Below are 16,516 nucleotides of genomic sequence, written 5' to 3' on the forward strand. Positions count from 1 at the left end.
CGAGCGTCAACCGATCAGCGACACCGGTACGACGATGTCCGCGACGATGAGCAGCACGGTCATCACGATCATGAACGCGACGACGACGTACGTCAGCGGAAGCAGCCTGGCCGTGTCCGCCGGGCCGGGGTCCGGCCGGCCGCGCAGCCGTGCGACCGCGCGCCTGAGCCCCTCCCACAGGGCGCCGGCCACGTGCCCGCCGTCCAGCGGCAGCAGCGGGACGAGGTTGAACACGAAGAGCGTCATGTTGAGGGCGCCGAGCAGGGAGAGCAGGTCGGCGAAGCGCTGGACGCCCGTGTACTCGGGTGCCTCGACGGAGGCGATCTCGCCGGCGAACCGGCCCACGCCCACGAGCCCGACGACGCCGGGGTCGCGCTCCTGGAGGCCGAGCGTGGCCCGGCCGATGTCCACCAGCGCGACGGGCAGCCGGGCGATGATCTCGGCCGTGCCGGAGAGCTGCTCCCACGCGATGCCGGGCACCTCGGTCGGCGAGAGCCGCTCCTGCGCGAACGCGGGCCCGATGCCGACGTAGGGCATCGCCTGCGTCCCGCCGCCCTCGGCCGGCCGCTGGACGACCTCGGGGGCCACGCTCAGCGTGACCTCCTCGCCTCCCCGGCGCACGACGACGTCGGTCGCACCCGTCCCGCCGGCCGCGATGGTCTCCTGGACGTCCGCCCACTCCTCGACCTCGGTGCCGCCCCAGGAGACGATCTCGTCGCCGGGCAGCAGGCCCGCGTCCGCGCCCGGTCCGGGCAGGCAGTCGGGGGCGCCGGGCGTGGGCTGCGCCGTCGGGCTCTCGTCCGTGCCGTCCCCGTCGGTGCCGGCCGGCGCCGCGGCGACGCACTCCTGAACCGAGTCCAGAGTAGTCGTGGGCGAGGAGATGCCGATCCCGCACACGACGATCGCCAGCAGGACCACGGACAGCACGAGGTTGACGAGCGGGCCGCCCATCATGACGACGATCTTCTTGCCCACCGGCAGGCGGTGGAACGCGCGGTGCTCCTGACCGGGCGGCACCTCCTCCGCGGAGATCTCGCGCGCCTCCTGCGGCAGCGTCGGCCGGCCGTCCGCGCGGTGGGTGCGCCGGCCGGGGCGGGCGGGTGCGAACATGCCGGCGAGCGTGACGAACCCGCCGAGCGGGATCGCCTTGAGCCCGTACTCGGTCTCGCCGCGGCGCGTCGACCACAGGGTGGGCCCGAAGCCGACGAAGTAGCGCGGGACGAGGACGCCGAACCGCTTGGCGGGGACGAGGTGGCCGAGCTCGTGCAGGCCGATCGAGACGACGAGACCGACCGCGAGGACGAGGACCCCGAGGAGGAAGCTCACGCGGCGCCGGCGAGCTCGCGGGCACGGGTGCGGGCCCAGGCCTCGGCGGCCTCGACGTCGTCGAGGCTCGGGCGCTGCGCGCCGTCGTGCTCGGCGAGGACGCGCTCGACGACGTCGAGGATCCCCAGGTAGGGCAGCCGGCCGGCGATGAAGCCGGCCACGGCCTCCTCGTTGGCAGCGTTGACGACCGCGGGGTGGGTGGCCGACGCGGTCAGGGCCGAGCGGACGAGCGAGACCGCGGAGAACGTGGCGTCGTCGAGCGGCTCGAACGTCCAGGAGGTCGCGGCGTCCCACGCGCACGGGGTCGCCACCCCGGGCAGGCGGCGGGGCCAGGACAGGCCGAGCGCGATCGGCAGGCGCATGTCCGGCGGCGAGGCCTGGGCCAGCGTGGAGCCGTCGACCGTCTCGATCATCGAGTGGACGATCGACTGCGGGTGGACGACGACGGTGATGTCCCCGGGCTCGACGTCGAACAGGAGCGAGGCCTCGACGAGCTCGAGAGCCTTGTTCATCAGCGTGGAGGAGTTGATGGTGACGACCGGGCCCATCGCCCAGGTGGGGTGCGCGAGCGCCTGGTCGACAGTGACGTCGGCGAGCTGGTCGCGCGTGCGGCCGCGGAACGGGCCGCCCGACGCGGTGAGGATCAGCCGACGCACGTCGCTGACGCCGGTGACCACGGGCGAGGTGAGCCCCTTCTCGTGCCGCACTCCCCCGAGCGCCTGGGCCATCGCCGAGTGCTCGGAGTCGACGGGGATGATCTGGCCGGGCCGCGTGAGCGCGTCGGCGACGAGCGCACCGCCGGCGACGAGGGACTCCTTGTTGGCGAGCGCGAGGGTGGCGCCCGAGGCGAGCGCGGCCAGGGTGGGGCGCAGGCCGACCGATCCGGTGATCCCGTTGAGCACGACGGCGGACGGCGGCTTCCAGCGCGCGTCCGGCCCGCCGGCCTCCGGCGACCTGCTGTCGCCGAACGTGCTGTCGCCGAGCGTGCGGTCGTCGGCGTCGAGCATGCCCGCCATCTGCGTGGCGGCGTCGGGGCCGGCGAGGATCTCGGGCAGCGCGGCACCCGGGCCGAGCGCGCGGGTGAGCGCCTCGCGGACGGCGGGCAGGGCGGAGTCGTCCGCGACGCCGACGACGTCCGGCCGGTGCGCGGCGACCTGCTCGGCGAGAAGCTCGGGCCGCGACCCGGACGCGGCCAGCGCGCGGACGACGAACCGGCCCGGCTCGTCGGCGTCGGCGCGGCGAAGGACGTCGAGCGCCTGCGTGCCGATCGAACCGGTGGAGCCGAGGAGGACGACCTCGGTGGTCATGCGCGCGCGAGGACGACCTCGACCACGCGGTCGAGATAGACGTCGACGACGGCCTCGTCGTAGGCCTTCTTCCCCTGCGCGGGCGGGAACGTCACGGAGCGCACGTCCTCGGCCCGCAACCCCTCGCCCGTCTCGAGGTAGTCCTCGACCCGGCCGAGGAACGCGTCGACGGCGGGGGCGGCGTAGCCGGTGGTCCGGGCACGCACGAACCGCTCCCGCTCGGGGCGGCCCAGGCGCGGGAGCAGCGACTCGGTGAGGCCGTCGAGGTGGTTGCGCCAGCTCTCGTCGCCCCCCTCGGCGACGGTCTGCTGCCGGCGGCGACGCGTGTGGCTCTCCTCGAGCCGGTCGAGCGCGAGGTCGACCTGCTCGGGGTCGTACCCGGCGGGCACGAGGTCGAACGCGGCCTGCCGGACGGCGGTCTCGTCGATACCGCCGTCGACGTCCCGGGCACGGGTGAAGAAGTCGTCGACCTGCTCGGGGTCGTAGCCGTCCTCCCGGCGCGAGACCCGTGCGAAACCCCTCATGCGTCCTGTCCCTTCGTGGGCTGATCGATGACCTCGGCCGCGAGCTGGCCGCAGGCGCCGTCGATGTCGGACCCGCGCGTGTCTCGCACGGTGGTCGGGATGCCGGCGTCCCGCAGCTCGGCGACGAAGGCGGCCTCGACGTCCCGCTCGGAGGCCGTCCAGATCGAGCCCGGCGTGGGGTTGAGCGGGATCGGGTTGACGTGCACCCAGCCCTTGCCGCGCCTGTTCAGCTCCTCGGCCAGGAGGCGGCCGCGCCAGGCGTGGTCGTTCATGTCCTTGATGAGGGCGTACTCGATCGAGACCCGGCGGCCGGTGGCCTCGAAGTAGCGGCGGGCGGCGTCGAGGAGCTCACCGACCTTCCACCGCGAGTTGATCGGGATGAGCTCGTCGCGGAGCTCGTCGTCGGGGGCGTGCAGGGAGACCGCGAGCGTGACGGGGATGCCGGTGGCGGCGAGCTTGTCGATCGCGGGCACGAGGCCGACGGTGGAGACGGTGATGTTGCGGGCGGACATGCCCAGGCCCGCGGGCGCGGGGTCGACCATGCGGCGCACGGCGCCGATGACGGCCTTGTAGTTGGCCATCGGCTCGCCCATGCCCATGAAGACGACGTTGCTCAGGCGGGTGGGCCCGCCCGCGAGCTCACCGTCGCGGCAGGCCGCGGCGGCGAGGCGCACCTGCTCGACGATCTCCGCCGTCGAGAGGTTGCGGGTCAGGCCCTGCTGGCCGGTCGCGCAGAAGGGGCAGGCCATGCCGCAGCCCGCCTGCGAGGACACGCACAGCGTGGAGCGCGACGTGTAGCGCATGAGCACGGACTCCACGATCGCGCCGTCGAACAGGCGCCACACGGACTTCACCGTGGCGCCGCCGTCGGCCTCGAGGTCCCGGACGCGGGTGACCAGGGGCGGGAGCAGGGTGCCGGCGAGCTGGTCGCGGGCGGCGGCCGGCAGGTCGGTCATGCGCGCCGGGTCGTTCGTCAGGTGCGTGAAGTAGTGCCGGGAGAGCTGGTCGGCGCGGAAGGCCGGCAGGCCGAGCTCCTTGGCGACGCCGGCACGCTCGTCGACGGCGAGGTCCGCCAGGTGCCGGGGCGGCTTGCCGCGACGCTTCGCGGTGAAGGTGAGCTGGAGCCGCTCGCCGGGGGCGGCGCCCTCGAGGGCGGGGCGGACCTGGCGGCCGGAGTCGGTTGCTGAAGCGGTGCGGGCGCGGTCGGCGGTGCGGGTACCGGTGCGAGCGCGGTCGGCGGGGCGGGGGTCGACGCCGGCGGCGTTCGCGGCGCGGGTGCGAGCGCCGTCGCCGGCGCCGGCGGCGCGCTCGGGCTTCGCGGGCGCAGCCACGGCCGTGCGCGCGGGTGCGTCCGCCCCGACGTCGGCGGGGGTGCTGGGCGGGTTCTCGGTCGTCATGGCGCGCTCAGTGTCTCACCCACGACCGCGCGGGTCAGCCCGCGGCCCGGGCGAGCGGGCCGAGTGTGAGGTAGACGAGCGGGAGCGTGACGATGATCGAGTCGATGCGGTCGAGGAGCCCGCCGTGACCGGGCAGCAGGTTCGACATGTCCTTGACCCCGAGGTCGCGCTTGAGCAGGGACTCGGCGAGGTCCCCGGTCGTGGCGGTACCCACCGCCACGAGCCCCAGCCCGACGGCGAGCCACACGGGGTGGCCGAGGACCACGGAGACGAGTAGGTAGGACATGAGGACGCAGGCGACGACGGACCCGGCGACCCCCTCCCACGACTTCTTGGGCGAGATGGTGGGCGCCACCGGGTGCCTGCCGAACAGGATTCCCGCGATGTACCCGCCGGTGTCGTTCGCGGCGGCCAGCAGCGCGACGGTGAGCACGAGCAGGACGCCGTCCTCCATGCGCACGAGCAGCACCGCGAACGAGACGAGGAACGGGACGTAGGTGAGGACGAAGACGTCGGCCGCGGCGTCCCGGACACCGTTGGTGCCGCGGCGCGCGAGGACGGCGACGGTGACGACGAGGGCCACCGAGCCGGCGTACGCCGCCAGGAGCCCCTCCTCCCCCGCGAACCAGGTGGCGACCACCATGGCGGCACCGCCGACCGAGACCGGGCCCCGCGCGATGTCGATGTGCCGCTGCGCCGCGGCCTCGGTCAGCTCGAACGTGCCCAGGACGCCGACGACCGCGACGAGCGCGACGAACGGCTCGGGGCGGAACGCGAGGGAGGCGACGAGCAGGAGGATGAGCCCGACGCCGACGGGGATGGCCCGGCTGAGCTCGCGCCCGGCCCGCGGCCCGGGCTTGACCGGCGGCCCGGCGGCGGGCGGCGGCGCCGTCGTCGGAACGTCCATGCTGGTGAGACCCTCGCAGTCAGACCTCGAGGAGGTCCTTCTCCTTGGCCTCGACGATCTGGTCGATCGTCTCGACGTGGCGCTTCGTCAGGGCGTCGAGCTCCTTCTCGGCGCGTACGCCCTCGTCCTCGCCGACCTCGCCGTCCTTGACGAGGCGGTCGAGCTCCTCCTTGGCCTTGCGGCGGACGGCGCGCACCGAGATGCGGGCGTCCTCGGCCTCGTTGCGGGCGAGCCGGACGTAGTCGCGACGGCGGTCCTCGGTCAGCGACGGCAGAAGGACGCGCAGCACGTTGCCGTCGTCGGTCGGGTTGACGCCGAGGTCGGAGGCCCGCAGCGCCTTGTCGATCGCCGCGGAGGCGCCGCGGTCGTACGGGGAGATGAGGACGGTGCGCGCCTCGGGGATCTGCAGCGACGCGAGCTGCTGCAGCGGCGTCGGGGCGCCGTAGTAGTCCACGAGGATCGCGTTGAACATCGCGGCGTTCGCGCGGCCGGTGCGGATGTTGCCCATCCGGTCGCGGGCCACCTCGACGGCCTTGTCCATCTTGTCCTCGGCCTCGAGCAGGGTCTCGTCGATCACGTGGTCACTCCTTGCTTGTCTCGCCGGCGGTCACCAGCGTGCCGATCTTCTCACCCAGCAGGGCGCGGGTGACGTTACCGGCCTCGGTCATGCCGAACACGCGCATGGCCAGCCCGTTGTCCATGCACAGGGCGAACGCCGCCGCGTCGACGACCTTGAGGCCGCGCGCGAGCGCGTCGGCGTAGGTGAGGTGGTCGAGCCTGACGGCGCCGGGGTCCGTGCGCGGGTCGGCCGTGTAGACGCCGTCGACACCGTTCTTGCCGACGAGCACCTCGTCGCAGTGCGTCTCCAGGGCGCGCTGCGCGGTGACGGTGTCCGTCGAGAAGTAGGGCATGCCGGCACCCGCGCCGAACACGACGACGCGGCCCTTCTCCATGTGCCGGATCGCGCGGAGCGGGATGTAGGGCTCCGCGACCTGCCCCATCGTGATGGCGGTCTGGACGCGGGTGCGCACCCCCGACTGCTCGAGGAAGTCCTGGAGCGCGAGGGCGTTCATCACGGTGCCGAGCATGCCCATGTAGTCGGCGCGCGAGCGGTCGAGCCCGCGGGCGCTCAGCTCGGCGCCGCGGAAGAAGTTGCCGCCGCCGACGACGATGGCGATCTCGACGCCGCGGCGGTGGGCGTCGGCGATCTCGCGGGCCACGCGCAGCACGACGTCGGGGTCGAGCCCGACCTCCCCGCCGCCGAAGACCTCGCCGGACAGCTTGAGCATCACGCGCCGCGGCCGCGGCTCACCGCCGGGTCCGCCGGCAGGCGGTACGGGGCTCGCGTGGGGGTCGGGGGTCACGGTCATCGTGGCTGGGCTCCTTCGTACGCGCGGGTCGGTGGACGGGGCTCGGATAGGCGGGTGGCCCCGGACCATGCGGTCCGGGGCCACCTCTCACACCTGGTCAGGCTCCGACGCGGAAGCGGGCGTAGCCCGTCACCGTGCCGCCCGAGGCGCCGACGACCTGGGCGACCGTCTGCTTCGGGTCCTTGGCGAACGCCTGGTCCAGCAGCACGTTCTCCTTGTAGAAGCCGTTCATCCGGCCCTCGACGATCTTCGGCAGAGCCTGCTCCGGCTTGCCCTCGGCGCGGGAGGTCTCCTCCGCGAGGCGTCGCTCGTTCTCGACGGTCTCGGCGGGGACGTCCTCGCGGCTGAGGTAGGTCGGCGAGTATGCGGCGACGTGCAGGGCGACGTCGTGCGCGGCCTCGGCGCCCGCGGCGTCCGTGGCGACCATGACGCCGACCTGCGGCGGGAGGTCCTTGGCCGTGCGGTGCAGGTAGGACGCGACCTTGGCGCCCTCCAGCCGCTCGACCCGGCGGACCTCGATCTTCTCGCCGATGGTGGCGGCGAGGTTCTCCACGGCGTCCTTGACGGTGCCGTCGCCCGAGGGGGCGGCCAGCAGCGTCTCGACGTCCGTGGCGCCGGAGGCCACCGCGGCGGCGAGCACGGCGTCCGCCAGCGCGACGAACTTCTCGTTCTTCGACACGAAGTCCGTCTCGCAGTTGACCTCGACCATCGTGCCGATCTCGCCCGCGCCGCCGGCGCTGACGTCGATGGCGACGAGCCCGTCGGAGGCCGCACGGCTCTCGCGCTTGGCGATGCCCTTCAGCCCCTTGACGCGGATGATCTCGGTGGCCTTCTCCTTGTCACCGTCCGCCTCGACGAGAGCGTTCTTGACGTCGAGCATGCCGGCGCCCGTCGACTCGCGCAGGGCCTTGATGTCGGCCGCGGTGTAGTTGGCCATGGGTTCCTCTCTGTGCAGGTGGACGTCAGTTGGCGGTGGTGTCGGTGGAGCCCTCGGAGGCGGGCTCCTCGGTGGCTCCCGTCGCCCCGGGGGTCGGCGCCGCACCGGCGGCGGGCGCGACCTCCTCGGCCGGGGCTGCGGCCTCGGCCGGGGCCGGCTGGGCGGTCGGCTCCTCGGTGGCTACGGCCTCGGTCGGTGCCGAGCCCTGCTCGACCGGCGCCGCCGGGGTGGCGGGCGCGTCGGTGGCGACGGCCGCGGTCGGGGCCTGGGCGGCGGTGGCGTCGGCCGCCGGCGCCTCGGTGGCGGGGGCCGCGGTGGCCGGCGCCTCGGTGGCGGGGGCCGCCGTGGCCGGAGCTGCGGCGTCGGACTCGTGAGCGGCGAGGAGCTCGCGCTCCCACTCGGCGAGCGGCTCCGCGCCGTCGGCCTCGGCACCCTTGGCGCCACCGTGACGAACGACGAGGCCGTCGGCCGCAGCGTCCGCGATCACGCGGGTGAGCAGCGCGACGGAACGGATCGCGTCGTCGTTGCCCGGGATGCGGTAGTCGACCTCGTCCGGGTCGCAGTTGGTGTCGAGGATCGCGACGACCGGGATGTTGAGCTTGCGCGCCTCGGAGACCGCGAGGTGCTCCTTCTTGGTGTCGACGATCCACACCGCCGACGGGATCTTGCCCATGTCGCGGATACCGCCGAGGGTGCGCTCGAGCTTGTCCTTCTCGCGGCGCATCATGAGCAGCTCCTTCTTCGTGTGGTGGGAACCCGCCACATCGTCGAAGTCGAGCTGCTCGAGCTCCTTGAGCCGCTGCAGGCGCTGGTGCACCGTGGAGAAGTTGGTCAGCATGCCGCCGAGCCAGCGGTGGTTGACGAAGGGCATGCCCACGCGGCGGGCCTGCTCCTCGATCGCCTGCTGCGCCTGCTTCTTGGTGCCGATGAACAGGATGGTCCCGCCGTGCGAGACGGTCTCCTTGACGAACTCGTAGGTCCGGTCGATCTCGGCGAGCGACTGCTGAAGGTCGATGATGTAGATGCCGTTGCGCTCCGTGAGGATGAAGCGCTTCATCTTGGGGTTCCAGCGGCGCGTCTGGTGACCGAAGTGGACACCGGACTCGAGCAGCTGACGCATGGACACGACGGCCATGGCTCTTCCTTTCGGCGCGGGATCGCCCGCGCGCGTTCGGCCCCGACGCTCGGCGGCGGGGCCCTCTCCGTGGTTGTCGGTCGAGACCGGGTGGTCACGACCCCTGGTGCCCGCGACGTCGGCGCCCGCCAGGCGGGACCGCTGCCGATCGCCCCGTCGACCGAGGCCGTCCGCGCGAGGCGGGGGCTGGTGCGACGGTGTGCAGGCACGCGAAGTCGACCGGCCAGAGACCGGTCGCCCACTCATCGTAGCGGAGCGCGGCACCGCGCCGCTCGCCACCTGGTGCGTCGTGCGACTCACCCGGGAGTCTCCGCAGGGCGCCGACAGACCCACACCCCCTGTCGCCGCAGGCCTGTCCACCGCCCGTCGTACGGCTGCGGACGCACTCGGCCCTCGCGTGCTCATCTTTCTGGCATGACCGCGCACCGACCACCCCGCCCCGGCCGCGACGACGCACGTCGCGCCGTTCTCGTTCTCGCCCTCGCGCTGTGCCTGAGCCTGCTCGGGGCACGCGCGCCCACGGCGTCGGGAACGCTCGGCACGGAACCTTTCCCCGACGTCGGGCCGGCTGCCGGCCGCTCCCTCCCGCTGGGGCCTTCGCTCGCACTCGAGGTCGCCGCGCGCTATGCGGCCTCCGACGACACCGGAGCCCCAGGACGTGCCGGTGCCGTCGGGAGTGCGGGGGCCTTCGGTGGTGGCGCCGCCGTCGGCAGTGCCGGTGCTGGTAGCGCGCCGTCCAGCGAGGCCTCGAGCTCATTGGTGAACTACGACTGGCCGACCGGTGGTCCCGTCCGCGTGGTCGCCCCCTTCGAGGGGTCGGCGACGCCGTACGGCCCCGGACATCGTGGCGTGGACCTGGATGTCCGGCCGGGGACGGTCATCCTCGCGGCAGCCGACGGGATCGTCGCATTCAGGGGCTCCGTCGCCGACCGGCCGGTGATCTCCATCGATCATGCCGACGGGATCCGGACGACCTATGAGCCCGTCAGCAGCTCCCTGTCCACGGGGGACGCGGTCGCAGGTGGTGACCCGATCGGCACCCTTACGGCCGGCCACTGCCCGCCACCCGGTTGCCTGCACTGGGGTGCTCGGCACGGGAGCCACGACTACGTCGACCCGATGTCGCTGATCGGGGACGCGCCGCAACCGGTCCGACTGCTGCCGTTCGGCGGGTGACACCGGTCGGCGCACCGATTGCGCGGTCGTCGTAGCGCCCACCCTGCAACGTGCGGTGACTTGCGTGCGGTCGGGAGTTCGCCGACGTCCGGCCACTCATTCACCGTGGGCCCGCTCGCGGGTGGTGGTTGTCGTGGGCACGGTTTTTCCCCAGGTCAGGGTGGGTGGTGGATGTGGCGTAGTTGTCCACAGATTCGGGCATTTCGCTTGTCCTCGAATATGTGTTCGAGTAGAATTGGGGTAGTCGGTTCGAGTGGCACGAGGAGGTGCGGGGGCAGTGGCTGAGGACGTGAGCGTGGACCAGGAGTGGTCGGCTCTGGAGGAGCTGCTCTCCGCGCAGATCGAGGCCTGGCTCGCCACGAAGGCAACCCAGAACGACGCCGCCTCTGAGACCGACCCTGATTCCGATGTCGCCGGGGCCGGGGAGGTCAGCGACGCCGTCGGGTGCGATGCCGATGCGGGCGCCGACGCCGACGATGCCGATGCGGACGCCGAGGACGTCGCCGGTACCGATGCCGCAGTCGAGGACGTCAACGACGAGACCCGTGGCTGCGCGGTCACTGACAGTGACGACGACGGGGCAGACCTCGACGAGGACGGGGCAGACCTCGACGAGGAGGAGCACGACCTGCCCGCGGCGCCCACGCTCATCCACGCTGACGCCGTCGAGCGGGGCGTCGTCGGGCACGTTCGTGAGCCTGTGTCGTCGGTGGGTGTGGTCGGTGGGGTGCGGGAGATCGTGGCTCAGCTCGACGAGCTCAGCCAGGCTCGCGTGGGGGACCTGTCCGGGCAGGAAGCGATCGAGGTGTTGGAGAGCATCGAGGCCGCCGAACGACGACTGACCGCGCTCCGGGCCGCCGCCACCGCGAAGGTCGAGGCCGATGGTGTGTGGGCGTTGGAGGGGCAGCGGTCGTTCCGGACCTGGTTGCGGGACCGGACCGGGACCAGCGTGGCAGTGGCGGGTCGGCAGGCCCGGCAGGCCCGCGCGCTGCGCGACGATCTGCCCCTGGCGCATGGGGCGCTGTCCGCGGGGCGGATCAGTGTCGAGCATGTGCAGGTCCTGGTCCGCGAGACCCTGTCCACCAGCCGGCTGCGCACCCAGCTCGCGGATACGGTGATGGGTGAGGGGTTCCTGGTCGGGCAGGCCCAGGTCATGCACGCCCAGGACTTCGCCCGACTGGTCGCGGCGTGGAGAGCCTGTCAAGTTGTCTGTGTAAGGGGGCCGGGTCAGAGGTGGGGGTTGATTCGGTCGGGGTAGACCAGTGAGAGCTGTTGGAGGGCCGTCTTCCAGTTCGTGGTGACAGCGCCCTCGACGAGCCGGCCCGAGGCTCGTCGCTCGGCGGCGGGTCGTCCTCGTTCCTTGGCTCGCTCGCGCGCTCTTTTGTCCTCGATGTTGCAGATCGCCAGCCACAGCAGCTTCACTGCCGCGGCGTCGTTGGGGAAATGGCCCCGGTTCTTGGTGACCTTGCGGAGCTGGTAGTTCAGCGACTCGATCGCGTTGGTCGTGTAGATGACCCGCCTGAGTTCGGGCGGGAACGCCAGGAACGGGGTGAACCGCTCCCACGCGGCGCGGAACGTCTTGACCGCCGAGGGGTAGCGACGGCCGAGCTCGCTGGCCTCGAAGGCCTCCAGCACCTCCAGGGCGGCCTCAGCGCTGGGCGCCTGGTATATCGGCCGCAGCGCGGCCGTCAGAGCCTTACGGTCCTTGTAGTTCACGAACCTCGTCGCGGCCCGGATCAGGTGGACCACGCAGGTCTGCACGGTCGCCTGGGGCCAGGTCGCTTCGACGGCCTCGGGGAACCCCGTGAGCCCATCGCAGCACACGATCAGCACGTCACGCACGCCCCTGTTGGCCAGCTCGGCGCAGACGCCGGCCCAGAACTTCGCTCCCTCGCTGGCCTGGACCCAGATACCCAGGACGTGCTTGATCCCGTCCATATCGACGCCGATGGCGAGATGGGCGGACCTGTTGCGCACGTGTCCGCCATCGCGGATCTTGACCACGATCGCGTCGAGGTAGATCACCGGATACAGCGCCTCCAACGGGCGGTGCTGCCAGGCCAGGACCTCCTCGCTGATCTGGTCCACGACCTTGGAGATCGTCTCGTAACTGATCTCGGTGCCGATCGTGGTCGCGAGGTGGTGCTCGACGTCCCGCAACGTCATCGGGTCTGCTGAAGGTTTCGTTGACTTCGGGGTCAGGCCGCCAGGGTGACGGCGTGGTGGTGGACGAGTTCGTATTCAATCGGAGTGAGCCTGCCGAGTCGACGTTGCCGTCGTCGTCGGTGATAGGTGCGTTCGATCCAGTGCACGATCGCGAGCCGGAGCTCGTCGCGGGTAGCCCAGCGCTTCCGATCGAGCACGTTCTTCTGAAGTGTGGCGAAGAAGCTCTCCATCGCCGCGTTGTCCCCGGCAGCCCCGACGCGTCCCATGGACCCGAGGAGTCCGTAGACCTTGAGTACGCGCTGAAATTTCCGAGATCGAAATTGCGATCCTCTGTCGCTGTGGACGATGCAGCCGGCCACGACGGCCGTCCCGCCGCGGCGAGCGACCGCGTCCCGCAGGGCAGCGACGGCCAGGTCGGCGGTCATTCGGGCATCGATGGCGTAGCCGACGATCCGGCCCGAGCAGGCGTCCTTGACGGCACACAGGTAGACCTTGCCCTGGCGGGTGCGGTGCTCGGTGATATCGGTCATCCACGTCGCGTTCAGCGTCTCGGCGGTGAAGTCCCGCTCGAGCAGGTCATCGCACACCGGTGGGCCCGGCCGGCCGTAGCGCTGCCGGCGGCGCACGGTGGCCGAGAAGATCCGCTGCTGCGAGCACAGCCGCCACACCCGTCGCTCAGACACTGCGTGGCCGGCGTCCTTCAGCTCGTCGGCGATGAAGCGGTGTCCGAACTCGGGGTCGTCGGCGTGGATGTCGTAGGCGGCGTTGATCAGGTGCGCCTCCTCCAGATCACGAGCACTGACAGGGCTCGCGCGCCACTGGTAGAAGCCCTGCGTGGAGAAGCCGAGCACCCGGCAGGTCACCGCGACGGGAATCACGCCAGCGGCAAGGTCACGGACCAGCGGGTACATCATTTTGGGCGGGCCTGCCCGGGGCCGAGGTTGGCCTGGGAGAGATAGGCAGTGGCCTTGCGCAGGATCTCGTTCTCCTGCTCGAGCTCGCGGATCCGTTTGAGCATCCGGGCCTGCTCCCCGTCGCTCGCGGCGGTCTCACCGCGAGCGGGCTCGAAGCCGCGTTCTCGCAGGCGAGCCTCGTTGACCCAGGTCTGCAACGCGGACTTCGACATCCCCAGGTCGCCACAGACCTGCCGCTGCGTCATCCCCTGAGCCAGCAGCTCCAACGCGCTGGCCTTGAGCTCTTCTGAGTAGATCTTCGGCACGAGAGCCATCCTCTCCGCTCCGCAGAGCAGTCAGGAAGTCAACCGAACCCTCAGCAGACCCATCCCGCCTGCGTAGAGGCTGATGATCATGCCGTCCAGGCCATCGAGACGGCGCTGCCCCTTGGGCACCAGCATCGGCGTGAACGTCCCGTCCCGGTCCCGGGGGACGGCCAGATCGACGTCCCCGATCTGGGTCGCCACGGTCTTCGGGCTGGTCCCGTTACGCGAGTTCGGGTGCTCGGCAGCGTCCGCGTCGCCACGGTCGTAGCCCACGTGCTCGGTCAGCTCGGCACCCAGACCCCGCTCGAGCGCGGCCTTGAGCATCCCGCCGAGCAGGCCCTGCTCACCCGTGAGCGGCTCGCCGGCATCGATCTTGGCGAAGATGTCGTCCAACGCTCCAGAGCCCTTCAGACCGTCCGCGATCTCCTTCTGCCGCCGTCTGCGTTCCGCACGCTCCGGACTCTCCTTGGTCATGGTCACAGCATGTTCTCCTTCGAACGCTGACCCCACCCCTTACACAAACCATCTGACACGCCCGGCGTGGAAGGTTCGGGCCGACCCGGTCGGAGCTGACAAGGCCTGGCGGCAGGACGATGCCCGCGAAGAACTGACCATCGCCCCGACCACGGGTGGGTATCACCTCACGGGGTGGCTCGACGAGCTGTCCGGGCAGGTCGTGACCACCGCCCTGACCGCTCACGCCGGCCGCAAGGGCGCCGAGGACGACCGCACCCCGGCCCAACGCCGCGCCGGCGCACTGGTCGCCCTGGCCCACGAGTGCCTCGACCGAGGTGAGCAGCAGGCCAACGCGCGGGTCCGTCCGCACGTGACGATCACCGCCACCCTGGACACCCTCACCGCCCTCACCAAAGCGACCGGGTCCGTGATCCCACCCGCCTCGGCGACCGCCGGCTGGCTGGCCACCCACGACCTCACCCCCAACCACGGCCAGGCCCATGCGGGACTACCCGCCGGGCAGATCGTCGCCCCGATCACCGCCGAGCAGACCCTGACCGCCCCCGGCGGACCCCGCGACCCCCACACCACCACCCGCACCCACACCACCACCCGCCCCCACACCACCACCCGCACCCACGCCGGTGCAGCGTTCGGTATCGACGCCACCTTCGGGCTGGTGGACGAGCGTGGCAGCACCCCCGACGGGTCGGCGAGCCAGGATGGGTCGGGGATCTTCGACCTGTCCGAGACGGCACGGCAGTGGCTGACCGACTGGCAGCCCGGTGAGGATCACGTGATCTCGGCCGCGATCGACCCCCGCGTGATGGACGGCATCCAACCCGCCACCTTCGAGGACGGGACCCCCATCCCGCACGCGATGCTCGCCCGACTGGCCTGCGACAGCGCACTGATGCGCGTCATCTTCGGCCCGGAATCCACAGTCCTCGACGTCGGACGAGACAAACGGATCTTCCCCGCGAACATGACCCGGGCCATCCACGCCCGCGACCAACACTGCCAATACCCCGACTGCGACGAACCACCCGGATTCGGCGAGATCCACCACTCCCTGCACTGGTACAAGGACCACGGCCCCACCAGCATCGAGCACGGCATCCTGCTGTGCTGGCACCACCACGACCTCATCCACACCCGCAACATCACCATCACCCGCCGCACCGGCCACTGGCACTTCCACGACCAACACGGCCGACCCATCACCAGCCGGACACCCACCGGCCGCGACGAGCCGCACCAACGCGAATAAAGGCTCGCCGCCGTCTACGCAGTTGTCCGCCCACGACACCAGCCCGGACATGGGTGCAGGGCACGCGGTCCGGACCGACGGGCTGGAAGGCTGCGAGGCTGCGAGGCTGCGAGGCTGCGAGGCTGCGAGGCTGCGAGGCTGCGAGGCTGCGAGGAAGCAAAGCGAGCACCGACGTCGGCCCCCGGCACCTCTGGCGCGTCGGTCGCGAGTGCTCGCGCGCGAGCTGCTCGCCCCCCCTGGTGGATCCACACCTACTCGTGGATCGGTAGCTACGCGCGCGGGTGAGCCTGGGAGAAGACCGACCGGAGCCGCTCCGGGCTCACATGGGTGTACCGCTGCGTCGTGGCGAGCGAGGAGTGCCCGAGGATCTCCTGCACGGACCGCAGGTCCGAACCACCGGCAAGCAGATGCGTGGCGGCCGAGTGCCGAAGGCCGTGCGGGGCGAGGTCCGCCACGCCGGCGAGCGCCGTCGCCCGGTGAAGCATCCCGCGGACCGTGCGGGCATCGATCCTGCCGCCACGGACACCGACGAGAAGTGCTCGCTCGCCGGCTCGCACCGGTAGGGCCGGCCTGCCGTCCCCCAACCACCGTTGAATCGCCTCCGCCGCCGGCACCCCCAGCGGGACCACTCGCTCCTTGTCCCCCTTGCCGATCACGCGAACCGTGTGCTCGGCCAGGTCGACGTCGCCCACGTCCAGAGACACGAGCTCGCCGACCCGCAGACCCGTGGCGTACAGCAGCTCGAGGGCCGCATGGTCGCGCAGGTGTGTGGCGTCGCCGTCGGCGGCACGCTCCTCGGCCGAGCTCAGGAGACGCTCGACGGCGTCCACCCCCAGCACCGTCGGCAGGTGCTGATCCGGCCGGGGCGAGCGCAGTCGCTGGGCCGGATCCACCTCGACCCGCCCGGAGCGGGCGAGCCACGCTCCGAAGGACCGCACGGCCGCGGCACGCCGGGCGAGCGTCGATCGGGCGAGTCCCTCGGAGCTCTGCTGGGCGAGCCACGACCGGAGCCCCGCCAGGCTGAGCGCCGAGACATCGACGTCGGAATCGTCGTCGGAGTGCCCGAGGTGTGCGAGAAGCGTGGTGACGTCACCGAGGTAGGCGCGCACGGTGTGCGCGGACAGCCCACGCTCACGACCGAGGTGACGTTCGAAGCCCGCCAGGAGCTCCGCCCGAGTCACGCCCGGTGCAGATGTACCGACGCAGTCCGCACCCGCGTTCGTCCCGGTCATGGCACGCAGGCTACGCGTGCCGCCGGAGTTCCGCACCGGCTCCTCGACCGGCGACCGGCAGGCCGGAGCACCCCTCGGGACGCCCGTCGAACCT

General features: G+C 71.9%; 13 protein-coding genes and 3 pseudogenes. 3 read left to right on the top strand and 13 right to left on the bottom strand.

Annotated features, from left to right (window positions below):
• Positions 1-6 precede the first annotated feature (6 nt).
• The 9 genes from AC24HA_RS12935 to rpsB all read right to left on the bottom strand — a co-directional run bounded on the left by AC24HA_RS12935 (position 7) and on the right by rpsB (position 8,903).
• Positions 7-1,326 carry a M50 family metallopeptidase gene (locus AC24HA_RS12935; RefSeq protein WP_425708783.1) on the bottom strand — a complete coding sequence of 440 codons (1,320 nt, stop codon included), beginning with the start codon at positions 1,324-1,326 and terminating at the stop codon, positions 7-9.
• The gene (locus tag AC24HA_RS12940) at positions 1,323-2,633 is read right to left on the bottom strand and encodes a 1-deoxy-D-xylulose-5-phosphate reductoisomerase (protein WP_425708784.1); all 1,311 of its coding nucleotides are present in this window, start codon (positions 2,631-2,633) and stop codon (positions 1,323-1,325) included. The genes AC24HA_RS12935 and AC24HA_RS12940 overlap by 4 nt, the downstream gene beginning before the upstream one ends.
• Positions 2,630-3,157, bottom strand: coding sequence for a DivIVA domain-containing protein (locus AC24HA_RS12945; RefSeq protein ID WP_425708785.1), 528 nt, complete (start codon positions 3,155-3,157; stop codon positions 2,630-2,632). Before AC24HA_RS12945 ends, AC24HA_RS12940 begins: the two co-directional genes overlap by 4 nt.
• The gene (gene rlmN, locus AC24HA_RS12950) at positions 3,154-4,554 is read right to left on the bottom strand and encodes a dual-specificity RNA methyltransferase RlmN (RefSeq protein WP_425708786.1); all 1,401 of its coding nucleotides are present in this window, start codon (positions 4,552-4,554) and stop codon (positions 3,154-3,156) included. Before rlmN ends, AC24HA_RS12945 begins: the two co-directional genes overlap by 4 nt.
• A gap of 34 nt (positions 4,555-4,588) precedes the next feature.
• Entirely contained in the window at positions 4,589-5,461 is an 873-nt protein-coding gene (locus tag AC24HA_RS12955) for a phosphatidate cytidylyltransferase (RefSeq protein WP_425708787.1), read from the bottom strand.
• A gap of 19 nt (positions 5,462-5,480) precedes the next feature.
• On the bottom strand, positions 5,481-6,038 hold the full coding sequence (gene frr / locus AC24HA_RS12960; RefSeq protein ID WP_425708788.1) for a ribosome recycling factor: 558 nt from the start codon (positions 6,036-6,038) through the stop codon (positions 5,481-5,483).
• 4 nt (positions 6,039-6,042) lie between these two features.
• On the bottom strand, positions 6,043-6,750 hold the full coding sequence (gene pyrH, locus AC24HA_RS12965; protein ID WP_425708797.1) for a UMP kinase: 708 nt from the start codon (positions 6,748-6,750) through the stop codon (positions 6,043-6,045).
• A 178-nt stretch (positions 6,751-6,928) separates the two neighbouring features.
• Complete coding sequence (gene tsf / locus AC24HA_RS12970) at positions 6,929-7,768, bottom strand: translation elongation factor Ts (RefSeq protein WP_425708789.1); 840 nt, start codon at positions 7,766-7,768, stop codon at positions 6,929-6,931.
• 25 nt (positions 7,769-7,793) lie between these two features.
• Positions 7,794-8,903, bottom strand: coding sequence for a 30S ribosomal protein S2 (gene rpsB / locus AC24HA_RS12975; RefSeq protein ID WP_425708790.1), 1,110 nt, complete (start codon positions 8,901-8,903; stop codon positions 7,794-7,796).
• 414 nt (positions 8,904-9,317) lie between these two features.
• Here rpsB and AC24HA_RS12980 point away from each other — a divergent pair, with 414 nt between their 5' ends.
• Positions 9,318-10,079, top strand: a complete 762-nt coding sequence (locus tag AC24HA_RS12980; RefSeq protein WP_425708791.1) for a murein hydrolase activator EnvC family protein — start codon at positions 9,318-9,320, stop codon at positions 10,077-10,079.
• Between the two features lie 277 nt (positions 10,080-10,356).
• Complete coding sequence (locus AC24HA_RS12985; RefSeq protein ID WP_487563516.1) at positions 10,357-11,337, top strand: DUF222 domain-containing protein; 981 nt, start codon at positions 10,357-10,359, stop codon at positions 11,335-11,337.
• Here the strand turns inward: AC24HA_RS12985 and AC24HA_RS12990 are convergent.
• The 3 pseudogenes from AC24HA_RS12990 to AC24HA_RS13000 all read right to left on the bottom strand — a co-directional run.
• Positions 11,307-12,317, bottom strand: a pseudogene (locus tag AC24HA_RS12990) (IS256 family transposase); the annotation flags it as partial. The gene AC24HA_RS12985 and the pseudogene AC24HA_RS12990 overlap by 31 nt on opposite strands.
• Positions 12,278-13,464: pseudogene (locus tag AC24HA_RS12995) on the bottom strand (IS3 family transposase). The pseudogenes AC24HA_RS12995 and AC24HA_RS12990, both read right to left, overlap by 40 nt.
• 54 nt (positions 13,465-13,518) lie before the next feature.
• Positions 13,519-13,938 (bottom strand): annotated as a pseudogene (locus AC24HA_RS13000) (transposase); the annotation flags it as partial.
• Here AC24HA_RS13000 and AC24HA_RS13005 point away from each other — a divergent pair.
• Positions 13,937-15,190, top strand: a complete 1,254-nt coding sequence (locus AC24HA_RS13005) for an HNH endonuclease signature motif containing protein (RefSeq protein ID WP_425710045.1) — start codon at positions 13,937-13,939, stop codon at positions 15,188-15,190. The pseudogene AC24HA_RS13000 and the gene AC24HA_RS13005 sit on opposite strands and share 2 nt — an antisense overlap.
• Positions 15,191-15,459: 269 nt before the next feature.
• On the opposite strand, the gene AC24HA_RS13010 is transcribed toward AC24HA_RS13005, so the two are convergent.
• Positions 15,460-16,422, bottom strand: coding sequence for a tyrosine recombinase XerC (locus tag AC24HA_RS13010; RefSeq protein ID WP_425710044.1), 963 nt, complete (start codon positions 16,420-16,422; stop codon positions 15,460-15,462).
• Positions 16,423-16,516: the final 94 nt, after the last annotated feature.

The sequence above is a fragment of the Georgenia sp. Z1491 genome (genome assembly GCF_057652395.1).

Coding starts and splice junctions, on each gene's coding strand:
- AC24HA_RS13005 (WP_425710045.1), top strand. CDS start 13,937: ATGGTCACAGCATGTTCTCCTTCGAACGCTGACCCCACCCCTTACACA.
- AC24HA_RS13010 (WP_425710044.1), bottom strand. CDS start 16,422: ATGACCGGGACGAACGCGGGTGCGGACTGCGTCGGTACATCTGCACCG.
- AC24HA_RS12940 (WP_425708784.1), bottom strand. CDS start 2,633: ATGACCACCGAGGTCGTCCTCCTCGGCTCCACCGGTTCGATCGGCACG.
- AC24HA_RS12980 (WP_425708791.1), top strand. CDS start 9,318: ATGACCGCGCACCGACCACCCCGCCCCGGCCGCGACGACGCACGTCGC.
- rlmN (WP_425708786.1), bottom strand. CDS start 4,554: ATGACGACCGAGAACCCGCCCAGCACCCCCGCCGACGTCGGGGCGGAC.
- AC24HA_RS12945 (WP_425708785.1), bottom strand. CDS start 3,157: ATGAGGGGTTTCGCACGGGTCTCGCGCCGGGAGGACGGCTACGACCCC.
- AC24HA_RS12955 (WP_425708787.1), bottom strand. CDS start 5,461: ATGGACGTTCCGACGACGGCGCCGCCGCCCGCCGCCGGGCCGCCGGTC.
- pyrH (WP_425708797.1), bottom strand. CDS start 6,750: ATGCTCAAGCTGTCCGGCGAGGTCTTCGGCGGCGGGGAGGTCGGGCTC.
- tsf (WP_425708789.1), bottom strand. CDS start 7,768: ATGGCCAACTACACCGCGGCCGACATCAAGGCCCTGCGCGAGTCGACG.
- rpsB (WP_425708790.1), bottom strand. CDS start 8,903: ATGGCCGTCGTGTCCATGCGTCAGCTGCTCGAGTCCGGTGTCCACTTC.